At 40.5% G+C, this 23,794-nt stretch carries 19 protein-coding genes, 1 riboswitch and 1 other annotated feature; of the genes, 6 read left to right on the top strand and 13 right to left on the bottom strand.

The window, feature by feature from the left end; all coding sequences use genetic code 11:
* Positions 1 to 80: 80 nt before the first annotated feature.
* Positions 81 to 959 carry a LysR family transcriptional regulator gene (locus MHZ92_RS18945; protein ID WP_239433277.1) on the bottom strand — a complete coding sequence of 293 codons (879 nt, stop codon included), beginning with the start codon at positions 957 to 959 and terminating at the stop codon, positions 81 to 83.
* Positions 960 to 1,627: 668 nt separating this feature from the next.
* Between MHZ92_RS18945 and MHZ92_RS18940 the strand changes: the two genes are divergently transcribed.
* Both MHZ92_RS18940 and MHZ92_RS18935 read left to right on the top strand, forming a co-directional pair.
* Positions 1,628 to 2,947 carry a GntP family permease gene (locus MHZ92_RS18940; RefSeq protein ID WP_239433276.1) on the top strand — a complete coding sequence of 440 codons (1,320 nt, stop codon included), beginning with the start codon at positions 1,628 to 1,630 and terminating at the stop codon, positions 2,945 to 2,947.
* Positions 2,948 to 2,987: 40 nt separating this feature from the next.
* Positions 2,988 to 3,110 (top strand) — a sequence feature (23S ribosomal RNA rRNA prediction is too short).
* A gap of 6 nt (positions 3,111 to 3,116) precedes the next feature.
* On the top strand, positions 3,117 to 3,950 hold the full coding sequence (locus tag MHZ92_RS18935) for an NAD(P)-dependent oxidoreductase (protein WP_239433275.1): 834 nt from the start codon (positions 3,117 to 3,119) through the stop codon (positions 3,948 to 3,950).
* 51 nt (positions 3,951 to 4,001) lie between these two features.
* On the opposite strand, the gene MHZ92_RS18930 is transcribed toward MHZ92_RS18935, so the two are convergent.
* From MHZ92_RS18930 to MHZ92_RS18910, 5 genes are all read right to left on the bottom strand, one after another.
* The gene (locus MHZ92_RS18930) at positions 4,002 to 4,445 is read right to left on the bottom strand and encodes a lipocalin-like domain-containing protein (RefSeq protein WP_239433274.1); all 444 of its coding nucleotides are present in this window, start codon (positions 4,443 to 4,445) and stop codon (positions 4,002 to 4,004) included.
* A gap of 210 nt (positions 4,446 to 4,655) precedes the next feature.
* Positions 4,656 to 5,615 (bottom strand): ABC transporter permease, encoded by a 960-nt coding sequence (locus MHZ92_RS18925; RefSeq protein WP_239433273.1) that lies wholly within the window; start codon positions 5,613 to 5,615, stop codon positions 4,656 to 4,658.
* The gene (locus tag MHZ92_RS18920) at positions 5,616 to 6,767 is read right to left on the bottom strand and encodes an ABC transporter permease (RefSeq protein ID WP_239433272.1); all 1,152 of its coding nucleotides are present in this window, start codon (positions 6,765 to 6,767) and stop codon (positions 5,616 to 5,618) included.
* Positions 6,760 to 8,292: an ABC transporter ATP-binding protein gene (locus MHZ92_RS18915; RefSeq protein WP_239433271.1), complete on the bottom strand. Its 1,533-nt coding sequence runs from the start codon at positions 8,290 to 8,292 to the stop codon at positions 6,760 to 6,762. Before MHZ92_RS18915 ends, MHZ92_RS18920 begins: the two co-directional genes overlap by 8 nt.
* 115 nt (positions 8,293 to 8,407) lie before the next feature.
* A complete protein-coding gene (locus MHZ92_RS18910; RefSeq protein ID WP_239433270.1) occupies positions 8,408 to 9,559 on the bottom strand; it encodes a BMP family lipoprotein in 1,152 nt (383 codons plus the stop codon).
* A gap of 119 nt (positions 9,560 to 9,678) precedes the next feature.
* A riboswitch (purine riboswitch) is annotated at positions 9,679 to 9,780 on the bottom strand.
* A gap of 287 nt (positions 9,781 to 10,067) precedes the next feature.
* Here MHZ92_RS18910 and MHZ92_RS18905 point away from each other — a divergent pair.
* Positions 10,068 to 10,589: a cupin domain-containing protein gene (locus MHZ92_RS18905; protein ID WP_239433269.1), complete on the top strand. Its 522-nt coding sequence runs from the start codon at positions 10,068 to 10,070 to the stop codon at positions 10,587 to 10,589.
* 200 nt (positions 10,590 to 10,789) lie between these two features.
* Entirely contained in the window at positions 10,790 to 11,341 is a 552-nt protein-coding gene (locus MHZ92_RS18900; RefSeq protein WP_239433268.1) for a hypothetical protein, read from the top strand.
* 125 nt (positions 11,342 to 11,466) lie between these two features.
* Here MHZ92_RS18900 and MHZ92_RS18895 read toward each other — a convergent pair whose 3' ends face one another.
* Complete coding sequence (locus MHZ92_RS18895) at positions 11,467 to 12,738, bottom strand: RidA family protein (RefSeq protein WP_239433267.1); 1,272 nt, start codon at positions 12,736 to 12,738, stop codon at positions 11,467 to 11,469.
* A 263-nt stretch (positions 12,739 to 13,001) separates the two neighbouring features.
* On the opposite strand from MHZ92_RS18895, the gene MHZ92_RS18890 reads away from it, so the two are divergent.
* Positions 13,002 to 15,044 carry a prolyl oligopeptidase family serine peptidase gene (locus MHZ92_RS18890; RefSeq protein WP_239433266.1) on the top strand — a complete coding sequence of 681 codons (2,043 nt, stop codon included), beginning with the start codon at positions 13,002 to 13,004 and terminating at the stop codon, positions 15,042 to 15,044.
* Between the two features lie 62 nt (positions 15,045 to 15,106).
* On the opposite strand, the gene opp4C is transcribed toward MHZ92_RS18890, so the two are convergent.
* The 6 genes from opp4C to MHZ92_RS18860 form a co-directional block, all read right to left on the bottom strand.
* Positions 15,107 to 16,024 carry an oligopeptide ABC transporter permease gene (gene opp4C / locus MHZ92_RS18885; protein ID WP_239433302.1) on the bottom strand — a complete coding sequence of 306 codons (918 nt, stop codon included), beginning with the start codon at positions 16,022 to 16,024 and terminating at the stop codon, positions 15,107 to 15,109.
* Between the two features lie 13 nt (positions 16,025 to 16,037).
* A complete protein-coding gene (locus MHZ92_RS18880) occupies positions 16,038 to 16,988 on the bottom strand; it encodes an ABC transporter permease (protein WP_239433265.1) in 951 nt (316 codons plus the stop codon).
* Positions 16,989 to 17,109: 121 nt separating this feature from the next.
* On the bottom strand, positions 17,110 to 18,756 hold the full coding sequence (locus tag MHZ92_RS18875; RefSeq protein WP_239433264.1) for a peptide-binding protein: 1,647 nt from the start codon (positions 18,754 to 18,756) through the stop codon (positions 17,110 to 17,112).
* 71 nt (positions 18,757 to 18,827) lie between these two features.
* Positions 18,828 to 19,865, bottom strand: coding sequence for an ABC transporter ATP-binding protein (locus tag MHZ92_RS18870; RefSeq protein ID WP_239433263.1), 1,038 nt, complete (start codon positions 19,863 to 19,865; stop codon positions 18,828 to 18,830).
* Positions 19,865 to 20,848, bottom strand: a complete 984-nt coding sequence (locus MHZ92_RS18865) for an ABC transporter ATP-binding protein (protein ID WP_239433262.1) — start codon at positions 20,846 to 20,848, stop codon at positions 19,865 to 19,867. Before MHZ92_RS18865 ends, MHZ92_RS18870 begins: the two co-directional genes overlap by 1 nt.
* A 451-nt stretch (positions 20,849 to 21,299) precedes the next feature.
* Positions 21,300 to 22,376, bottom strand: coding sequence for a M24 family metallopeptidase (locus MHZ92_RS18860; RefSeq protein ID WP_239433261.1), 1,077 nt, complete (start codon positions 22,374 to 22,376; stop codon positions 21,300 to 21,302).
* Between the two features lie 198 nt (positions 22,377 to 22,574).
* On the opposite strand from MHZ92_RS18860, the gene MHZ92_RS18855 reads away from it, so the two are divergent.
* On the top strand, positions 22,575 to 23,678 hold the full coding sequence (locus tag MHZ92_RS18855; RefSeq protein WP_255723657.1) for a M24 family metallopeptidase: 1,104 nt from the start codon (positions 22,575 to 22,577) through the stop codon (positions 23,676 to 23,678).
* Positions 23,679 to 23,794 lie beyond the last annotated feature (116 nt).

The following is a 23,794-nucleotide window of genomic DNA, read 5'->3' as shown; positions in this document are numbered from 1 at the left end:
AGTACTGTACACATTTATGACAAACTCATAAAAAAAGAAGCTGCCCCCTTCAGATAAGTTCATCTGAAAGAGTCAGCCTCTTAAACGTTTGAAGAAGTTATATACCTCACCATTTCATTTGCTGCATATGAAATATACCTATCCTTCTTATATATAATTCCTAGTTTCCAGGAGATTGAAGGATTCTCAATAGGAATCACTTTAATGTTATCGTGATCCACTTTCTTGGCGACAGATTTAGGCAATATTGAAATGCCGAGATTCTGACCTACCATTTCAGTGATGAAATCCCAATATGTACTTTGGTATGCAACATGAGGTCGAAAGCCCGCATGCATACATTCCTGGATTACTTGCTTATAGAGTGTAGATTCGTCTTGAAAATGGACAAATGTTTCATTCTTTAACTCTTCTAAAGAAACCTTATCTCTTGTCGAGAGCGGATTCGAATAATGGACAAATAACATCATCTCTTCATCAACAAAAGGCACAATATTAAAATCATCCTCGACAGGTAGTACAGCTACACCTAAATCAAGTAGTCCTTCATTAACAGCATCCTTTAACTTTGTCGCATTTTGCTCTACTAACTGAATTGAAATGTCTGGATATAAGTCTCGAAACCCTTTTATGATTTTGGGGAAGAATAAAACGCCAATCAATGGTGGAATACCAATTTTCAACTTTCCTTTTTTCAAATCCACCATATCGTCTAACAAGGAGGATAGATCATCAATTGCTCCCAAAATCTTTTGTCCTTCCTCAAATACAATTTCTCCTGCTACGGTTAACTCAATTTGCTTGGCTGAACGATCAATGAGTTCAACATTCAGTTCTTTTTCAAGATTTCTTACCATTTTACTAATAGTCGGTTGAGATAGGTTGAGCATTTGAGCTGCTTGTGTAAAGCTTTTCTGCTTAGCCACTTCAATGAAATAGGATAATTGTCTCGTATCCATGGTAGATATTACCCCTTTTTAGATGAGATTGATTCTCAATACATTCTTACATCATTTTTATAAATTCAGAATAACATTCCACTTGTAGTAATGACATCTGACCCCATTATAGAGGGTTTGACGAGTTGTGCAAGCAATCGATTTTATTGATTAACTCAGCTCGCTAACAGATTATAATTATTTATGAATAACTTTAACTATAGACAATATGAATGCGAATTATAATTTATATGAATTTTACTTATACGTTTTGATGAGGTACATTAAAAATGTAGTACAAGGTAACTGATAAGGAGGTTAACTATTGCAAGAAATTATTTATCGAAAAGGTTTCAACAAATAAAGAGAACTAATTATTTCAGCCATTGAGGATCTCCGCTGCAACAAATACCTAGTAAAACGAAATGTTTAATACATTCTTGATATGGTTTGATACTATCACGTTCTCTCGAAAAGATCGCCCTCCCCTTCACTAGTAAAAAACAGGAGTGAAGAAAACCCCGATATCTTGAATTCGAGATGATTCAATTCGAGACATTTTCGAAATTAGAATTTAGTTATTCAACAAAAGGATTGATTGTATCGAGGAATTAGTAATAATCTGTTCGAAATTCAAATCGAGGAAACATACATCGTATGACTTAACTTAAAGAAAGAAAGTGATTTAGATGGATATTTTGGGAATCGCCGGGATTTTATTAGGGATCGCAACAATCATTCTCTTCATTATTAAAAAGTTCAATATCATTGTAGCTGCGCCAATTGCGACCATAGTTGTATTGCTGTTTAACGATGTACCCATATTAGAAACTGTATTCGGCAAAGAAAATTCGTATATGACATCACTTGCCGGGTTCATCGCATCCAACTTCGCTATATTCTTACTGGGATCTATCTTAGCGAAATATATGGATAAAGCCGGAGCAACGGTTTCCATTGCAAATAAAGTGTTGTCAGTCGTAGGAACGAAGAACCCGTACAACGCTTTAGTGGCATTGTTCATTATTTCTGCGATTCTTACGTACGGCGGTATTAATGTGTTCGTTATTATCTTCGCATTAATTCCGATGGCGAAACCGATCTTTAGACAACTTAATATCTCGTGGAAATTAGTCGTCATTCCTGTATTTGGTGGTACGTCGACGTTCACGATGACGATGTTACCTGGTGCACCTTCCTTACACAATATTGTGCCTTCCACTGGTCTAGGAACGACATTAACAGCTGCGCCGCTAATCGGAATCGTCACTTCCATCGTAGCGATTATCTTCATACTCACATTCATGAAGATTTCGTTGTCCCGAAGCTTGCGCAAAGGCGAGACATTTACTGTAAAAGATGAAGTTGAAAGCAGTAATGAGTCAGTTAAACGTGAACTCCCTGCATTCATTACTAGTTTGCTGCCAATCGTAGTACTTTTAGGCATCATCTTGATATTCAGTTCTGTCAATAACATCATTATTGTTGCTCTAATCGCTTCGATTCTGTTGAGTGCCCTATTGTTCCGTAAACAAATTGCTCAACAAAGAGATGTGTTAAATCAAGGTGCTAATGAATCGTTGTCATCAACGATCACAACGGGTAGTACGATTGCATTCGGTAGTATTGCAACAGGTGTTCCTGCGTTTAAAGGCGTATTCCAAGCGATTCAATCCATTCCTGGACCTCCCGTCCTTTCATTAATGATTGGTACAGGTCTTATCGGTGGGATTACCGCTTCAGCTGTTGGAGCAATCGGTATTTCCGTTGCGAACTTCGCACCATTTTATCTGGATCTTGGATTAGATCCAGAAACGGTTCACCGGGCGATTGCAATTGGATCTGGAGCTCTCTCCATTGTTCCTTACTCAGGTTTCTTAATTATCTTCAACAATATTACAGGGTTAACGATGAAAGATACGTTCTTAAAAGGTTTTATCAGTATAAGTGTTACCCACTGGCTTGCAATGACCGTCATCGTCATCATGGCGCTTTTAGGTTTAGCTTAATCAGTAACGAAAGTTAGTGTTAAGAAGACGACGTGTACGTTAAGTCGGCAAAAATGCAGAGTTGCGTTGACCAGGATGTCGGCCTTAAAGCAGCCATCTTCTAAAGAGTGCGTAACAGCTCACTGGTAGAGCGTCTCTGCACAAAAAAATGAAATTGGAGGAATTCAACATGAGTAAAAAAATTGGATTTATCGGACTGGGAACGATGGGCTTCCCAATGGCAATGAACTTGAAGAAAGGTGGTTTTGAAGTTATCGGTTATGATGCTTTTAAAGGCACCGTCGAGAAAGCATCAGCTGCTGGTATTACAATGGTAGAAACGTTGAAAGAAGTGGCCGAACAAGCTGACGAAGCAATCATCTCAATGGTCCGTGACCATGCTCAAACAGTTGACGTCATCTTTGGTGAAGGCGGTCTCTTAACTGCTCAACCTAAAAATAAAACCGTTATTGTTATGAGTACACTTGACCCGGATACAATGAATGAATTAGGCAAAGAAGTGGAAGAGAAAAGTGATCTAACACTCATTAGTGCTGCGGTAAGCGGTGGTGCTTCAGGTGCTCAAGCTGGTACATTATCGATTATGACAGCTGGATCCGAGGCAATCGTGAAATCATTCGAACCATACTTTAATGCAATTGGATCAAACACATTCTACTATGGTGCAGAACCAGGCAACAGCCAAGTAGCAGAATTGGTTAACAATATGATTCTAGGCGTTAACATGAATGCGGTCGCTGAAGGTTTGAAATTAGGTAAGCACTATAACTTACCTGAAGAAGAAATTTTAAACCTCTTGAAAGTAAGTACAGGAGATAGCTGGGTCGTTCGAAACTGGGGCGACGTTTCAGAATGGACAGCAGCAACTGCATTAACTGTTCTATTGAAAGACTTGATTGCAACGTACAACCAAGGCATTAAACATAATGTATCTATGCCATTCAATGCATTATCATCTACACAATTATTCGACTCGATGGGCAAAGAGAAGTCAGAGGGTTAATTTTTGAATAACATTAAAAGGCTCCTACATATTACATGTAAGAGCCTTTTTTTATTGTTCCACGCGTTTCCAAACCAAGGAAGCAATTTGTTCTTTTCCATCCACGATAATTGGAGAACTGGTGATTTCCAGTATATCCTCTTTCAAGTTTACATAGCGTAGCTGTGAATTGCCGAGCCATGTCGGGTTCATACTGACCGTCATATGATGTGTCACAACTTTGTTTTGCTCGTCAACTTCAAATGGTCCGGAATACGCCATATACCCTTCAGCTGCAGTAGCCATCTCCTCTAGCGTCCCGGTATGTAGAGATCTTGATTCATAGGCCGGACGCCCTTGGCTCATCATCTGCGCTGACATATATCCATCAGGATGATACATAATGAAACCGGTACAATCTTTCCCCATTGGATACGTAATGTTTCCATCTGCATCCGTCACTTGGTAAGAAACTAAACTATAAGCACCAATGATCATTTCTTTTTTGAACTCCATATGATTAAACACTCCTTATAGTTACCTAATGTAATTTTCATGAAAATACGAAATGCTGAATCATCTCATTATACAGTAAAAAAACTTAAGAAAGAACTCTGCTTATTGTTAATTTGTTATTGTGTACATATTACAATGATCAAAAAAGAAGCTCCTCACAAGTCCAATGACTTATGAAGAGCTTCTTCTTATTTGGTAAAAGAATTTATTTTATCTCTTCCCTTTATCATAAATCTCACCTAACGCTCTCGGAGCACGGTTTGATTTAGAGAAGAAGATCAATAACAATAACGTTAACACATACGGTAAAATCATGAATAAATCGGTGAAACTACTTGGCAATGCCATTGCTTGAGCAATGAACATTCCCCCGGATTTAGCGAAACCAAATAACAGACAAGCTGCTAACGTCGGGAGAATTCTCCAATTGCCAAAGATTAAAGCTGCGATTGCCAAGAATCCGTATCCCATATAGATTCCTGAAGAAAATTGAGCTGAAATGGAATAGGCAAAACACATGCCAGAGAGACCGGATAAGAGTCCCGATATAAGAACCGCTGAAAACCGTATTTTCGCTACATCTACACCAGCCGCATCGACCGATTGAGGATTTTCCCCACTGGCTCTCAAGCGTAAACCGTATCTTGTTTTATATAATACATACCACGCAAAAATCGCAATGACGATGATGATCACTTGGAACGGATACACATTCGTAAACACCGCACCAATCACAGGGATATTGGCTAAACCGTCAATCGTAAACCGCTCCGATACACCTAAACGGAACTTGTCCGAAGCTGCTCCGAAGACGAGTGCATTGATTTGTGTTGTTAAGAAAGTCGTCAGAGCTAACGCCAATATATTAATGACGACACCGCTGATGACTTGATTCGCCTTGAATTTAATACTTAATAAAGCATGGATAACGGAAAAGCCCATTCCGCCAATCATCGCAAATAATAACGCCACGTAGAACATATCTTCAATAGCCGCTCCTGAGGCATTTGCGATTAACACTGCTGAAAGGGCTCCAATGAATGCCCCGAATCCTTGAAAACCTTCAAGTGCTAAATTGGTAATTCCGCTTTTTTCACTATAAATACCGCCAATTGCCATGATAAAAAGAGGCAGAGCAAAGGATAATCCATCAATAATAATCGTATCCATTTATGATTCACTGTCCTTTCGATCCACTTCTTTTTCCTTCAAGCGGCTAACTTTATATTTCACGTACGCACCACATGCACTGAACAATAAGATTAACCCGATGATCACAGATGCGATTTCTTGTCTGATCCCAGCCTGTGAACTCATATACGTGCTTCCTTGGTCAATGATTGATACTAACAAGGAAGAGAAAATAATCCCGATTGGATGAGAGTTTCCTAAGAGCGCAACAGCAATCGAGTCAAACCCGATGCTTGTTAACACTTTTGGCTGGATGGAAGCAAAATCACCTAAATAATATGTCACACCCGCAAGGCCAGCCAAACCGCCTGAAATGATCATGGCTAAGACTGTATTTGTTCCTACCTTTATTCCTGTATATTTTGCTGCATCCCGGTTGGAACCTACTGCTTTAATTTCAAAACCAACGACTGTTTTATCCATGAGAAACTTGATGAAGATCGCGACAATAATGGCTAAGATAAAGCCTAATGGAATGTCCATTTTCAAGTTGGCAAACTCGACATTTACTAACGTCAATCTTGCGGCTTCAGAAATATATTTGGATTGTCTTGAGACCGGATCAATGTAATACATATGAATAAAGAAGCTAATGACATATTGGGCGATATAATTTAACATGATCGTAGTTACGACTTCATGAATGTTAAATTTATATTTTAGCCACCCGACTAATCCACCCATTAAGCCGCCGGCAACCATTCCGATCAGCAACACAAGCGGTTTTGCAATGAAGGCATCCAACCCACTGTAGCCAACAATAATGGTCGCTAAAAAACCGGAGAAAAGCATTTGACCGGAAACCCCAATATTAAATAGCCCCGCTCTTAGAGCAACTGCCACTGCTAAGCTTGCAAATACAAGTGGCGTCATGGCGTCTAACAAACTCAAGAAGTCAGTAAGCATGCTCTTATATCCAGCGTACGAGGCCTTCGGCAAGATCCCTGCCCCTTGGAACAAATTATAAAACGCTTGGATCGGATTTTTGCCGAGTAGCAATATGACGATGGCCGCAGCAATGAAACTGACTAGTATAGAGGCGACCGGAATGCTGATCGGTTGCCATTTCTCATTTCTAATTGGCCAAAGTAGACGATAACGCAGATTTGTTTTCTTTTTATCTTTACTCATGCTTTGCCCCCATCATATATTCACCGACTTCATTCGTCGTTAAGGATTCACTGCTTGCAATCTTTTGAAGTTGGCCATTGTAAATAACCCCGATCGTATCCGCCACATTCATAATCTCGTCCAACTCCAACGATACAAGGAGGATCGCTTTTCCTTGATCGCGTTGTTCGATGATCATCCTATGAATATTTTCAATCGCACCAATATCGACTCCTCGCGTTGGCTGAACGAAAATCATGAGCGGAGATTGTAATTCAATCTCACGGGCAATAATGGCTTTTTGCTGGTTCCCGCCACTCATCGAACGAACTTGCGTATGGATCCCTTGTCCACTTCGGATATCATATTTATCAATCAACCGACTGCCAAATTGTTCAAATTCCTGTTTATTCAAGATTCCTTTATTGGAAAAAGGCTCCTTGTAATACTGCTTGGAAGCTATATTCGTTGCTAAATCAAAATCCAAAAACAGACCGAATCGTTGACGATCTTCCGGAATATATGAGATTCCAGATTCCGTTCTGTTTCGAATGCTGTCATTCGTTATGTCCTGTCCGTTGAGGAATATCTTTCCGCCGCTCACCTTCGTCAATCCGGCAATGGCATCCGCTATTTCAACTTGACCATTATCTGCGACACCCGCAATTGCAAATATTTCACCACTGTGTATCGTAAAGGAAACGTCTTTGACGACTTCAAATCCGTCCTCATTTTTCACGGTTAACTGTTCTACTTTCAATACTTCCTCTTTAAATTGGGCAGGTGTTTTTTCGGATTGAAAATTCACTTCTCTACCCACCATTAATTGCGCCATAAGATTAATCGGCGTTGTCTTTACATCTAACACATCAATCAATTTACCTTTATTCAACACTGCACATCTATCGGCCACTTTTTTAATTTCTTCTAATTTATGTGTGATTAAAATGATTGTTTTTCCACTGTTTCGCAGACCTTCAATAATACCGAGCAAGAAATCAATTTCTTGAGGCGTTAGGACTGCCGTTGGTTCATCAAAAATAAGGATTTCAGCTTCACGATAAAGCACCTTTAAAATTTCAACACGCTGCTGCATGGAAACCGTGAGATCAGCTATTTTTTTCGTCGGATCCACTTCCAAGCCAAATTTCTTAGACAGTTCTTCAATTTTGCGGTTGGCATTTCGAATACCTACGTATGGAAAGAGACCGGCAAATTTACTGATGGGCTCAACGCCTAAAATGATATTCTCCGTAATCGTATAATCCTCGACTAGCTTAAAATGCTGATGGACCATCCCAATGTTAAGATTTGCTGCATGGTTCGGCGAACTGATCTGAACTTTCTCTCCCCGAATATAGATTTCTCCTTCATCGGGTTCGTACATGCCACTTAGCATACTCATCAATGTTGATTTACCTGCACCGTTTTCTCCAAGTAATGCAAAGATTTCTCCCTTTTTAATGCCAATGGATACGTCATCATTCGCTACGATTCCCGGAAAACGTTTGGTGATATGTTTCATTTCCACGATATATTCAGACATCGTTCATTCTCCTTCTTCAACATTAATTGGAAAAACAATAGAAGTTCATCACTCCCTATTATGCGATTAGTAGGGTACTGATAAACTTCTACTGTTGTTGTGTTTCTAATTCGTCTTATAATCCTGGGAACTGTTCTGGAGAATGTTCATTAAAATTGGATGCAGGTACGATCGTTCCGTCTTTCACTAACTCGTAAGCTTCATTCAATTTGTTGAGCGTGTCCGCAGATAATTGATGACGACCTTCTTCTTTAATAAATCCAGTTGAATCTGTATCTGCATAGAGGACTACGTTACCGCCTTTAAACGTTCCATCCGCAACAGAATTCAATACTTTTTCAATGTTCATCGCCATAAATTTAACACCAGATGTTAATACGATATTTTCAGAACCGTTTGCACCGTCATCGTATTGGTCAACATCGACACCAATTACTTTTACGTCGCCCTTAGCTTCTTTAACTGCTGTGAATACACCGTTACCAGTGCCGCCTGCCGCTGGGAAAATGATATCTACACCTTGTTTGATTAACGCATTTCCGATTACTTTACCAGTTGCTTCATCTGCAAAAGATCCTGCGTAGTTACCACCAACATCAGCACCCGTTACATCGGTCCCTGCATAACCAGACAACTCAACAAGTTCAACGTTTTTTCCATACACTTTATTGACATAATTGACGCCAGATTCAAAACCAAATTGATAGTTCACGTTTGAAGGATACGCAATCCCATTTACAACCGCTACTTTGTTTGTCTTTGTTTCAAGTGCTGCAGCCATACCTGCAAAGAAACCACTTTCTTGTTCAGCGAAATTAAAAGCATAAATATTATCGAATTCAGTTTGGCCATCTACCGGAGTTGGCTCAGTGTCATTCATGATAAAGATCTTATCAGGATTTTCTACAGCGATACTAGAAACCCCAGCAAATTGGAATCCAGGTGTAACAATTACATCATAGTCTGCCACGATATCCGCAACAGCTTGTACAGCTGCAGCTGGATCGCCTGTTGGCTCTTTAACAGCCTTTACTGTTGCTGTTGGATTGTTTTCAATAAAGTTCAAAATACCGTTATAGTTATCTTCATTGAAGCTACCATCATCTACGCCAGATGGGCTTGTTACGATAGCGATTTTCAACCCTTCTTCGCCAGTTCCCGCCTTAACGTCCTTTTTATTATCTGAGTTATTTCCGCACGCGGCCATAACAACAGTCATTAAAGCAAGGAATAATACCATTGCTAATTTCTTTGTACTTTTTGTCATATAAATGATCCTCCCTGTGAATGTTTGTCTGTGTAAAAATTAAAAAAAGCACCGAGTAAGATACCGGTGCTTGACTTCAGGAGGGTGAATTATTGGGATAAATAAGTGATTTATACCCATAATTATATACACAACCTCGTAGTCAAGCCATTTACGGCAGCTTGGTAGAAACTTTTGGGCCCTATCCCCAACATTATACGAGAATAATATTTAATTTTTACAAACTCATATTAACACCAGAAATTCTAACTGTCAATAAAAACCCGAATGCTTTTTAAAAAATAAAGGTCATCGTTCGTTAACTCTGCGAATGGCGGGAATTATCAGTCGAAACCAAGTCTGAATATCCGCCTTTTTAGTATTTTTAAAATTCTACGACGTAAAAGAAATCTTAAAAAGTTTGTAACAACCTTACTTAATTTGTACAATTAGGGGGAATGCTACAGAGAAGAGACAGCATAGCAGCACAGAATTGATATATCAGAATAATAATTGGAGGTATATAGAAGTGAATAGCCATGATCCACAATTTTTCATAACCAAACTTGGACTCATTCCACATCGAGAGGGTGGATATTATAAACAATCATTCCATTCGAGCGAATCGATTTCCGATCAAGAACTAACGACGGATTTTGATGGGAAACGCATGCTTTATACGAGTATCTACTTTCTTTTAACATCCAAAGACATTTCTCATTTTCATCGTTTGAAATCTGATGAATTATGGTATTATCACGCGGGAAGTCCTCTAACCATTCATGTGATCGACGAAAATGGGGATTATAAAGAAATTAAATTAGGGTTGAACTTGGATAAAGGAGAAGTTCCACAGGCATTAGTTCCAAAAGGCACGATTTTCGGATCATCCGTAATGGAACCGGATACATTCTCTTTAGTCGGATGTATGGTTTCGCCAGGTTTTGAGTACAAGGACTTTGAATTATTCACTCAACAGGAACTATTAGAACAATACCCCCAACATAAAGACGTCATTCTCAAGATGGCATACGAGAAAATCCCAGACTAACGTAGTTAACGGTAGTAACGGTGCCTGTGCACCACACATTTATGACAATTCAATGAAAGTAATTAATATGCAGAAAGAAGCCGACCAGTTGTTAATTTGGTCGGCTTCTTCATTTATTTTATGCAATTGTAGTGTATTATCTGAATAGTCCACCAAACAGGCACCCACACAATTCGGCTCATCTGACATACGTATAGCATATGGGAACATTGAGGATGGGCGGGAGTGATGATGTGGATGCACGGCAAAGGAAGGATAATGAGAAAGAGAAGGATAAGGAGATAGATAAGAGCAAGGAGATAGGTAAGGGCAAGGAAATAGATAAGGGCAAGGAGACAGATAAGAGCAAGGAGACAGATAAGGGCAAGGAGAAGGAGAAGAAGAATTCCCAAGTAGAAGAATTAAAGTCGAGATTAGAAAAACAAATCGCTGGTGCGGTTTGGATTCAGGCATTCGGAGTGATTCTGGAAACGGTTCTCTTACAGAGGCTGTATGGGTTAAGCGAAGGGAATATCGAGGGAGAAAAAGAAACCTTGGCTGGGGCATGGATTCAGTCGGCTGGATTGATTTCGGAGGCAATCGGAGTTACAAAAGAAGCATTTGACCCTACTCTCCCATTTGTTTTTGAAGGACAGAAGGTAGCCATCGCAGGTAACTGGCTTCAATCCCTCGGCTCAGCACTAAAAGCTATCGGTGGAGAAAAAATATTTATTGACGAACTCCTTACCCAGATACCAGATTTCGTAGATTAATAAATTGTGTTAAACAAGAGGTTATTTTTTGTTATCAAAAAAGAAGCTGTCTCAATTTTCATTTGAGACAGCCTTTTTTATGAATAGGGTATGCGATTTCACACTCACGATCGGCAAAATCCTTGTTATGCTTTTGGAGGTGTTCCTTCCGCGTTTGAGACAACTACATCGACTTGGATTAATGCATCTTCAGGTAAAGCTGATACACCAACTGTTCTTCGTGCAGGAACAGTGCCCGGGAAGAATGTTTTGTACACTTCATCTACCGCAGCCATATCCGTGATATGTTTCACGAAGATATTTACTTTAACGATATCGTCCATAACGTGGTCGATACTTTCGACAATCGCCTTCACATTTTTCAAGCACTGTTCAGCTTGCTCTTTTATTCCACCAGCTACCAATTGACCTGTTTTTGGATCCACAGGCAATTGACCTGAAAGGTGATTGTAATGAGAGAACGCTACGGTTTGTGTAGACAGAGAACTCTTTGGTGCATTGTCAGTATTGTTTGCCCAAATAACGATTCCATGTCTGTCTTCAATTTCTTGTGGTGGTGTCCCATCTCCGTGTGACACGACTGCTTCCATTTGTACCAAAGCATCCATCGGTAGAGCTGAAGCTGCCACTACTGTGCGTGCAGGGACATAAGCTACGGCCCTAGCGATAGCGGAGTCCGGGAAGAATGTTGAATACACTTCGTTAACCGCTTCGATATCCGAAAGGTCTTTAAGGAAAATCGTTAATTTAACAATATCGTCAAAAGGAACGTCGATACTTTCTAAGATCGCTTTGATATTTTTCAAGCTCTGTGCAGCCTGCTCTTTTACTCCACCCGTTATCAATCTGCCTGTTTTTGGATCGATCGGCAATTGAGCTGAAAGATAATTGTAATGAGAAAAAGCTACAGTTTGTGTAGATAGTGAACTTGTAGGTGCATTCGGTGTATTGTTTGTAAGTTTGATGAGGTCGCCTGATTGTGGTTCGTTAGGAATTGTACCTTCACCGTGTGATAGAAGTGCTTCAACTTGCACCATCGCATCCATAGGCAAAGCCGCAACTGCAACTGTTGTCCTTGCAGGAACATAAGTTGGGAAGAATGTTTTATAAACTTCATCAACCGCGTCAACGTCTTTAATATCTTTAACGAATACCGTAATTCGAACGATATCGCTCATAACATGATCAATGCTGTCTACAATTGCTTTAATATTGGTAAAGCACTGTTCAGCTTGCTCTTTTATACCACCAGCTACCAATTTGCCTGTTGCTGGATCGATCGGCAATTGAGCTGAAAGATTATTGTAATGAGAGAAAGCTACAGAATGTGAATATAGACCGTTACCGCTTGGTGCATTTTCTGTATTTTTTGCTGATACTGCGTTATAACCGCTCATGATGTAATCCCCTTATAAATAAATATTTATTAAATCAAGTATGCACCGAAAAAGCTGTTCTAATCCGCTCTGAGTGCTATGCAATTATAGCAGGACTTGTTCGTTTTAGCTAACGTTTTGTAAGAATTGAACAACAAACTCCCCGCAAGAATGTCAAAACAAAATGGCAAGGCTGCTTACCATAGCCGTTTTTGGCATATAAATTGCATGTATTTACTAGTGTAGTCCACACTTAAAATCTAGCGTTAGGGAGTGTTTGTCGTATGAACTTGTTAACCCCAAAACAAACTGTTACAGAGAATTACCATGGTACGCTTGTTGAAGATCCTTATCGATGGCTGGAGGATATGAATGCCAGTTCCACGCAAGAATGGATTTCTCAACAAAGCGCACAGACCCGACAGTATATCGATGCGATTGTCGAGAGAGAGGATATTAAGAAAAAACTTAAAGAAGGGTGGAATTATGAAAAGTATTTCGTGCCTCAGAAGAATGGAGATTTTTATTACTTCCATAAAAATGACGGCTTACAGAATCAACCCGTTTACTATAGAGCGAAGAATTTTTCAGATTCCTCACCTGAAGTTGTTATCGACCCAAATGCGTTAAATCCAAAAGGGACAACCGCTATCACGAACATCACGTTCAATAAGAATGGTAACTTGATGGCGTATGCCCTTTCCGAAAACGGAAGTGATTGGCAAGAGATAAAAATAAAAGACGTAGAAACAGGTAAAGATTATCCCGAAACTATCAACTGGTGCAAATTCAGTACAATCGCTTGGCTTGAAGACGGTTCAGGCTTTTATTATAGCCGCTTTTCTGCACCTGGAACGGTATCACCGGAAGATGAAAGCAATTATAATAGACTCTATTTGCATAAGTTAAATACCTCGCAATCGGACGACGTTTTGATTCATGAACGTCCTGATGATAAGGAGTTATCTTTCAGCGCAACGTTATCCGACGATTATCGTTACCTTATCCTTCAATCGTGGAAAGGGACCGAAAATAAAAGCCGGCTCTATTATCGCCCAATTGATAGTAACGAAGATTTTATCCCTTTAGCTCCACACGGGGATGCTTACTATTCATTTCTAGGCAATAAAGAGACCCTGTTTTACGTCTATACGAACAAAAATGCACCTAACGGGAAAATAGTTGCTATTGATATCCATCAGCCCGAAGAAGAGAATTGGGTCGATATTGTTCCTGAGCAACAAAAAGTCATGTATTTCACAAAGAGGATGGATGATTATTTTGTATTATCCTTCATGCAGCATGCACGTCATAACATTTCGTTGTTTAAACTCGACGGTTCCTTCATTAAAACGATTGAATTACCCGATATGATTACAATCACCGAGGTTTCAATCAATAAAAAACAAAAGGAGATTTTTATAGCGTATACCTCTTATTTGAACCCGACAACGATTGTCCGTTATGATGTCGCTTCGGATTGTCTAGAAACAGTATTTGCTTCTGATAAGGGACTTGATCCTACCCTCTATGAAACAAAACAAATTTTTTACACATCAACAGATGGCACCGAAGTCCCGATGTTCATTACACATAAAAAAGATCTGGTATTATCCGGGGAAAACCCCGTTTTGCTTTACGGATATGGCGGTTTCAATATTAGCATGACACCTTCATACTCTGCCTCGAACGCGATGTTCATAAAAGAGGGTGGCGTGTATGCTGTGGCGAATGTTAGAGGCGGCGGAGAATATGGTGAAGCGTGGCATCAAGCTGGAACATTCGAAAGAAAACAGCAAGTATTTGATGACTTTATTACCGCAGCAGAGTGGCTTGTAAACAACAACTATACCTCCCCTTCTAAGCTCGCGATTATGGGAGGTAGTAACGGCGGCCTTTTGGTTGCTGCTTGTATGAACCAGCGCGCCGACTTATTCGGTGCTGTCATTTGCCAAGTTCCCGTCACGGACATGCTCCGCTATCAAAAATTCACTGTCGGGAGATTCTGGACATCAGAATTTGGGAATGCAGAAGAAAATGAAGTGGATTTCAAAAACATCCATGCATACTCCCCACTTCACAATGTCTCACCAGGTGAATCCTATCCAGCAACGTTAATCACCACTGCTGATACGGATGATCGCGTCGTTCCCTTACACGCAATGAAGTATGCTGCAACACTTCAAGAAGCCCAAGCTGGTGATGCGCCGATTCTATTGAGGATTGAAAAAGACGCCGGCCATGGTCTAGGAAAACCGATTGTTAAAATTATCGAGGAACATACCGACATTTACACATTCCTCTTTAAGAGCTTGAAAGTGATTTAATATTCTTCCACCTAAATAGTAAAGGAGGGCGCGATTAAATGTTAATCGCACCCTCCTTTTTATTAATCATTAATTTTCGGATCAAATGCATCGCGTAATCCATCACCAACAAAGTTAAATGCCAATACAGTTATCAGGATCATAAATCCTGGGAAAAGCGGATACCACCATGCTCCTAACATAACTTGGGGGTTTTGTGCACTTTGCAGCATGTTACCCCAACTCGGAATAGGCGGTTGAATGCCAAGCCCAAGATAGCTTAGTGCAGCTTCCGCCAGGATCACCCCGCCAATACCTAGAGTCGCCGAAACGATGATCGGCCCCATGGCATTCGGCAGTATATGCGAAAAGATGATTCTAGTATTCCGAATGCCCAACGTCCGTGCGGCCAATACGAACTCTGCGGAACGAAGAGACAAGAATTCCCCTCGAACCAAACGGGCTGTTCCTGTCCAGCCGAAAATCGCGAATACAGCAATTAACGTAAACAAACTCGGTTCAAAAATAGTGACCAGTGTAATTAATAAAAACAATGACGGGAATGAAATCACAGCATCAACAAATCGCATCAATACTGCATCTAACTTCCCACCGTAATAACCCGCCACCGCACCGACCACTGTACCTATGAATATTGAACCTGCAACCGAAGCAAATCCGACTAACAAAGATACACGCGCACCGTACAATAAGCGACTTAATGTGTCACGCCCTAAATTATCAGCCCCTAAAATGTATTTATCACCAGGGGGACTTAATTTATCTAGCAATACCTGTTTACTTGGATCTTGTGGAGCTAACCAAGGAGCAAAAAGTGCTGACCCAATTATAATGAATAATAAAATCGCGCCAATGACCGCCAATTTATTGCTCATATATTTTCGCAACATTACTCTCCAAATAGAATCGTGCGGCTGTAATTGATGATCTTCTATTGGGTTAGCCCGGTTTGTAAGCTCTACTTGATTTGGAAGTGTCATTTCTTTCTCTCCCTTAATATTCAATTCTCGGGTCAAAAATTGCATAGAGGATGTCGGCAAGCAAATTTCCGACGACAACTAATGTAGCTGCGATAACAACTACTGCCATGATGACAGGATAATCACGTTGGAAGGCAGCCTCTACAAAGAGTAATCCAATACCTGGCCAAGCAAATATACTTTCAATAATGACAGAGCCACCGATAAATGACGGCAACATCAACCCCAAAATGGTGATGATGGGAATCAAACCATTCCTCAAACCGTGTTTAAAGATGACCGTGCTATTTTTAAATCCATTCGCTTTTGCGGTACGGATGTAATCCTGTCGAAGTACATCAAGCATACTGGAGCGGGAATACCTTGTTAACCCTGCCATATCAGCTGTGGCAAGAACAAGTGCCGGCAAAAACAAATGATGAATCCGGTCCAAAATACTGAACGGTTCCCCAAGTGTTGAAACACCGCCTGTCGGAAACCAACCAAGATTTACTGAAAAAAACATAATTAAGACAAGACCTATCCAAAAATTCGGTGTCGCAATTCCAAGGAAAGAAACAAATGTAATGGAATAGTCAGTCAGTGAATTTCTCTTTGTCGCCGAGATCACACCTAATGGGATTGAGATAAGAAAAGCAATGAACGACGAGACGAGCATTAACAACAATGTGTTGGGCAGCCTAGCCGTAATCAATTCACTGACAGGTACTCCCTGGCGTATAAGTGATTCCCCAAAGTTCCCTTGAACCATATTCCCTAACCATCGGACATACTGTACAACGACATTATCATTTAAGCCATATGCTTCTTTATAGGCTTCTAAGTTCTCTTTTTTAATCATTGGATCCATCATCAGAGCAGTCGGATCCCCAGGCGCCATTTTCATCATTCCAAATGATATGATGGTAATCAAAAACAGCAAGGGTATTGCATATAATATCCGTCTTACTATATATGAAGCCATATCTCTTATACTCCTTCCTACTATAGTTATCTGAGTGACACGTTGGAGTTGATTACATGGCACACTTTCCTAATAAGACGAACATCTCCTTATTTTGGGAGATGTTCGTTTTTCGAATCAATCATTCAAAGTACCATTCATGAATTTTGTAATACGTGTTAGCGGCATTAAATTCCGGTCCATGAAGATTCGGTGATTTTGCAAGACTTCCATGTACGTAATACAGGAATGTATTCACTTGCTCTTCTGCAACGATTGCATCTGCTTCTGCAATAATCCGCTTCCGCTCCTCAATATCAGAGATCTTTGTGTTGCTGGATAATAACTCATCCACTCGTGCATTCGAGAATCCATTGTAATTCAATCCATTTGCAATCTCTGATGTATGCCAGAACCATGTCGGGTCCGGATCACTACCGATCGACCATCCCGCAACGATTGCATCAAAATTCCACAATGGGGGGCTCGTCTGTTCAACATAAGCACTCCATTCAAGCAATTCAATAGATACCTTAACGCCGATTTCACTCCATTGTTGTTGGACAACTTCCGCTATCTGTTGTCGTATTTCATTCGCTGAAGTCGTTTTCAACACGAACTCAAACTTCTTTCCGTCCTTCTCTAAAACACCGTCCGGACCAGGTGTCCAACCCGCTTCCTCAAGTTTTTTCTTTGCTAATTCAGGATCGTATTCAAACTTTGGCACGTCAGGGTTAAACGCCCAGTTCGCTGGGCTACCCGGTCCGTGAGCGACAGTTCCCGCACCATCCAAAATAGCTTGTACAATTGCCTCTTTATCAATTGCATGCGTTAAAGCTTGACGAACTTCTTTTTCTTTAAATAGCTCATTTCTCAAGTTATAGCCAATATATTCAAAAGCATTAGAGTTACCTGAACTCACAACTACCTTGCCTTGTTCTTCTAATTTCTTTGCTGTTTCAATATATTGAGGCGAAATACCTGCCAAATTAATATCTCCGACTTGCAACTGAGCCATCAATGTATTCGTATCCGGAACAATCTTATATATGATAGATTCCAATTTTGGCTTTCCTTTAAAATACTCATCGAAAGCATCCAATTGGATATATTCTCCTTCTTTCCACTCTTTGAATTTGAATGGTCCTGTCCCGATAGGCGCTTTCGTATTAAAAGCAGCGTTTTTACCAAGTTCCGCTATCGGAACGTCTCCAAGTATATGTTCCGGCAGGATCTCAAATTGTGCAGTAATTGTAATGAAAGGTGCGTAAGGTTCTGATAGTACAATTTCTACCGTGTAGTCATCCACTTTGTTAACTTCTTCGATAATTTCAAAAGGAAGACCACGTGGCCCAATGTAATCTTCGCTCAGTGGAATGTTATAAGAGAAGACAACATCATCTGCTGTAAAATCTTCTCCATCATGCCATTTCACATTTTCCCTTAATTTAAATGTCCACGTTAATCCGTCATCGGAGAATTCCCAACTCTCAGCCAGATCCCCCTCTGGATTAAAATCTGTGTCCACCGTTACCAGTCCACTGAAAATAAATCCTTCAATAGTCGAACTAGATGTATCGGTCGAATAATAAGGATTGAATAGCGTAGGAGCAGCTGTCGTTCCTAATAAAAGCCTACCCCCAGACTTCGCTTCGGACTTCGCTTCAGACTTCGCTTCCTCTTTATTGCCTTGACTGTTTTCAACTTCAGTGGCCGTTCCATCAGAACAGGCTGCAACAATTAGCATCATGATCAATACAACTGCCATTAATAAACGTTTTTTCATCATCTTTTTCTCCCCCTAAATTTGGTAATGACAAATACAACAAGTCGAAACATCACCCCTTTCAAGAAACCCTTTTACTCATACAAGTGACAGGCTACAAAATGTCCGGGTTTAACTTCCTTGAGGGTCGGTTTAGCCACTTGGCAATGCTCCATCCTGACTGGACATCTCGTATGGAAAACACATCCTGTTGGCTGATTAATCGGACTCGGTATATCCCCCTTTAAAACAATTCTTTCCCGCGTCTCTGTACCCTTTGACCGGATAGCAGGTACCGCAGAAAGAAGTGCCTGTGTATATGGATGGAGCGGTTCGACGTACAGCTCGTCTTTAGGCGCCAGTTCTGCAATTTTCCCTAAATACATAACTCCCACTCGGTCAGCGATATGCCGCACGACACTTAAATCATGTGAAATAAAGATATACGTCAAGTCAAATTGTTCCTGCAGATCCTCCAATAAGTTAATAATTTGAGCCTGAATCGATACATCCAAAGCAGAAACCGCTTCATCGGCAATGATCAAATCAGGATTTAGGACAAGCGCACGTGCAATCCCTATCCGCTGGCGTTGGCCTCCTGAGAACTCATGCGGATAGTGGTTCATAGAAGATGGATGTAATCCTACTACGTTGAGCAATTCTTTTATTTTTTCATTCCGTTCTTTATGATTGCTGTACAGACCATGAGCTTTTAAAGGTTCAATCAACGTGTTTCCAAGTGACTTTCTTGGGTTCAAAGAAGCATAGGGATCTTGGAAGACCATTTGAATTTTCTTCCGAATCAACGGCCTTAGTTCTTTTTCGGTCATCGATGTAATATCGTTCCCATTAAAAATAATGCTGCCCTCGGTCGGTTCATTAAGTCGGATCAGCGACCTGCCCATCGTTGATTTACCGCATCCCGATTCCCCGACAATGCCCAATGTTTCCCCTTTTTTCACATAAAAACTTATATCGTCAACAGCCTTTACATATCCTGTCGTGCGTTGCATAATTCCCGTTTTCACCGGGAAGTGCACCTTCAGATTCTCCACTTTTAAAATGGGGTCGTGATCAATTTTCTTTGTAATTTCGGTTTGCTCTACCGGTTGGAGTAACAGTGTAGAATTCATTAATTTGCCTCCTCGTCATCGTACAAAAAACATCGAACAGCTCGTGAACCATCCTCCATCAGCCAAAGATCCGGCTCCTCTTTCGTGCATCGGTCAAATGCTCGGCTGCATCTTGCCGCAAATTTACAACCTTTTATAATTGAACCTGGCGCAGGAACATTTCCCTCAATGGACTGAAGTCTTTTGATCTCACCATCAATCGAAGGTACTGAGTTAATGAGTCCTTCGGTATAAGGATGAAGCGGCTCATCAAATAGATCTCCAATGTTAGCGATTTCAACAATCTGGCCTGCATACATAACGACGACTCTTTCTGCAAGCTCGGAAACTACACCTAGGTCATGGGTGATCAATAGAATCGAAGTAGAGAATCGCTCACTTAATTCCTTCATCAATTCCAGCACTTGGGCTTGAATCGTAACGTCCAATGCTGTTGTCGGTTCATCAGCAATTAACAATTTCGGATTACAGGACATCGCCATCGCAATCATCACCCGTTGCCTCATACCTCCGGATAATCGATGTGGATAATTCTTCATCACTTTGGCCGGATCGGAGAAACCAACGAGTTCTAACATTTCAATCGCTCTCTCACTCGCCTCTTTTTTACTCAGTTTCAAATGGTGGATAATGACGCTCGTCAATTGATCTCCGATCGTAAGTACAGGATTCAAGGAAGTCATCGGTTCTTGGAAAATCATCGCAATGTCTTTTCCCCGGACTCTATACATTTCCTTTTCAGTTAAATCCAACAGGTTAACGCCATCTAGAATGATTTCCCCGTCAACTATTTTTCCGCCCGGAGAAGGAACAAGCCCCATAATTGACAGGGAGGTCATGCTTTTACCGCAACCTGACTCCCCTACTAAAGCGATTGTTTCTCCTTTTCGAATCTGAAAATCTATGCCGTCCACCGCTCGTATAACCCGTTTATTTTTGACAAAGTGTGTACGTAAGTTTTTTATTTCCAATAAATTCGACATAGTGCCCCACCTCTAATCATTTATCTTTTTTAAACCGGTCAATTATCAGCAATTTATTGTTTTTACCGATTTAGCAATTTATAATGCAATAAGTGTGCCAACTCTAACTATTCGGACAGCCGGAAGATAATTTTTATAAACAAGGAATCACTTAATAAGAACTTGACGAAATTCTTTTGCTACCTTTTTGTTAAGGTATATTAATCATTCATTGTTGTAAGCATTTCTTATGTAAAAATATTTTTAAAAAGATTTTTACTGTAAAGCTTTTTATACAATTAAATTCCTACTCAACTCATTGCGAATAATTAGTTTCGTCTGTTTCTACTAAGTAACTAAAAAATGTCTAATTATTTTGAACCTCCTTCTCAGTTGTATTTGACATACTCTAGTGAACAATAAAAAGCCGAAATCCATGTAGTACTACAGAATCTCAGCCAATTTTTATCTTTTATAAAACTACCAATTCTTTTGTTGATGGCGATAAGACTTCATAGCCTTCTTCTGTAATGAGAAGCATATCCTCGACACGTGCTCCACCGACACCCTTTAGATAGACGCCAGGTTCGATCGTAATGACCATATTAGGCAATAGAATTTTTTCGGAGTCTATGGAAAAGAGTGGTTTTTCATGAACTTCCAATCCGATGCCATGGCCTGTGCCCGTTCCGGAGAGTTCATTAAAGCCCGTTTCAATAAGGATGTCTCTCATATAGTTGTCGACTTCTTGGTCCGTCAATCCAGGCTTCAAGTGGTTTGTGCAATTTTTGAAAGAGCGAAGGACTGCTTGGTGCACTTCTTTCAGCTGTTCGTTCGGCTCCCCTAATGACACGACACGGGAAATGTCCGACCAATAGCCGTTATAGTTTGTCCCAAAGTCGATGGTGATCATATCTCCCTTTTCTAGAACTTTATCGGTCGCACGACCATGCGGGAGAGAGGCTCTACTTCCGGACGCTACGATTGGGCTGAATGTCGAAGTATTTCCACCGTTCTTTTTAATAAAGGTTTCCAATTCCCTAGCGACCTCCAACTCCGTCAATCCCGGTCGGATGATATCCAATACATGTAGGAACGCATTGTCCGTAATTTCGGACGAAATCCGGATGTTTTCGATTTCCTCAGGCGACTTGATCATCCGTAAGTTTTCCACCATATCATACGTAGGGATTAACTCAGCATCCACGAGGCCCTCCAATTTGGAATGATTCCCGAAATGGAGATGCTGCTGCTCGAACCCAAGACGTTTGATTCCCATATCCTTCACCTGTTTTGCCACTTCATCATAAATCTTATGTTTATGGCCAGTATGTTCCGCATGTAATACGACCGCCATATTAGTCTGTATTGACGCCTGTTCGAAATAACGGTAATCGGTGATTAATCTAGCATCACTATCCGTAATGAGGACAACGCCATTACTCCCCGTAAAACCGGATATGTACCGACGGTTCCAATCCCCGTTGATCATCATCCCATCAATTTGTAATTCATCCATTAGTTTTCGAAGCTTTTCTAGTCTATTCATTCAACTTCCTCCCCCTCTTTACCATTTTTTAAAAAAACAGCGTGGACTAACCGTCACAAATGGATAATGCAAGTATGATGCCAGACCGCTTCTGAAAAATTTTCATTCACCAAACTGCCGGCCTATTCTCTCATTCTTTAAAAATTGGCACACTTCTTGCATAAGTAAAAGTAATAAGAAATCTAGGAGGATTCCATCTTGAGCAATATTTGCAGTATTAGACGAAGGCAATTGAAAGATTTTTTGATTGATCAACGGGTCGATGTGGCGATGATTACAGACCCGGCAAATGTTTTTTATTACACCGGTTTCAACTCAGATCCCCATGAACGGTTCATGTCCTTACTAATGGATATTAAAAATGACGAGTTGTACCTATTCGTTCCTGCATTAGACAAAGAGGAGGCGACTCAGGCTTCCGATATAAAAAAAATCATTCCGATATCGGATGAACAAAGTCCATTTAAAGTGGTGAAAAACACAATCGGCTCTATTCCCGAGGTTATCGGCATTGAAGGAAAGGCATTCAGTTACTTCCGTTACAATAGTTTGCTGGAAGTGTATCCTCATATCGAAGTTGCCGATGTACAACCTTTCATCAATCAACAGCGCAAGAAAAAGTCGAAGGAAGAAGTTGCCCAGTTAATGAAAGCAATCGAAATCATTGAGAAGGTATTGGAAGAAGGCATCAAAATGATCGAAATCGGCATGACGGAGGCGGAATTGACGGCGGAACTCGAATTCCTTATGCGGAAATTTGGTGCGGATGGGCCTTCTTTCTCCACAATCGTCCTTACGGGTGAGAAAGCGGCGTTGCCACATGGCTCACCGGGTGAACGCAAACTTCAAAAAGGGGATTATCTCTTAATTGATTTCGGTGTCATTAAGGGAGGCTACTGTTCTGACATTACAAGAACATTCATCATTGGCGAGGCGTCCGAGAAGCAAAAGGAGATCTACGATATCGTCCTTCAATCCAATGAAGCGGGCATTAACGCAGTACAAGCGGGTGAACCGTTAAAAACATTCGATATTGCCGCAAGAAATGTCATTAACGAACAGGGGTATGGAGATTATTTTAATAATCGCGTGGGCCACGGACTAGGCATTGAAGTGCATGAAGAGCCTTCCATCCACCAAAGCAATGAGGAACTTGCAGAACCGGGGCTTGTGTTCACAATTGAACCTGGAATTTATATTCCGGGAGATGGCGGTGTACGCATTGAAGATATCGTGTACATCAATGAGGAAGGGAAAGTGGAAGTATTGACTTCCTTCCCAAAACATTTGCAGATCTTATAATCTTTTTAAGTCACTATAATGTGCTGGGGGTGAGTGAATTCAACACCCCCCTTATCTGAACATTCATATTTTCTGAACGACGTTACCTTTTTTTGTGATAAAATATTGTTTGCATA

Origin of the sequence: Sporosarcina sp. ACRSL (assembly GCF_022346605.1) — a bacterium.
In the GTDB taxonomy this organism is placed as follows: domain Bacteria; phylum Bacillota; class Bacilli; order Bacillales_A; family Planococcaceae; genus Sporosarcina.
Note: the sequence above shows the minus strand (reverse complement) of the source record. Positions and strands in the feature narration are given on the sequence as shown.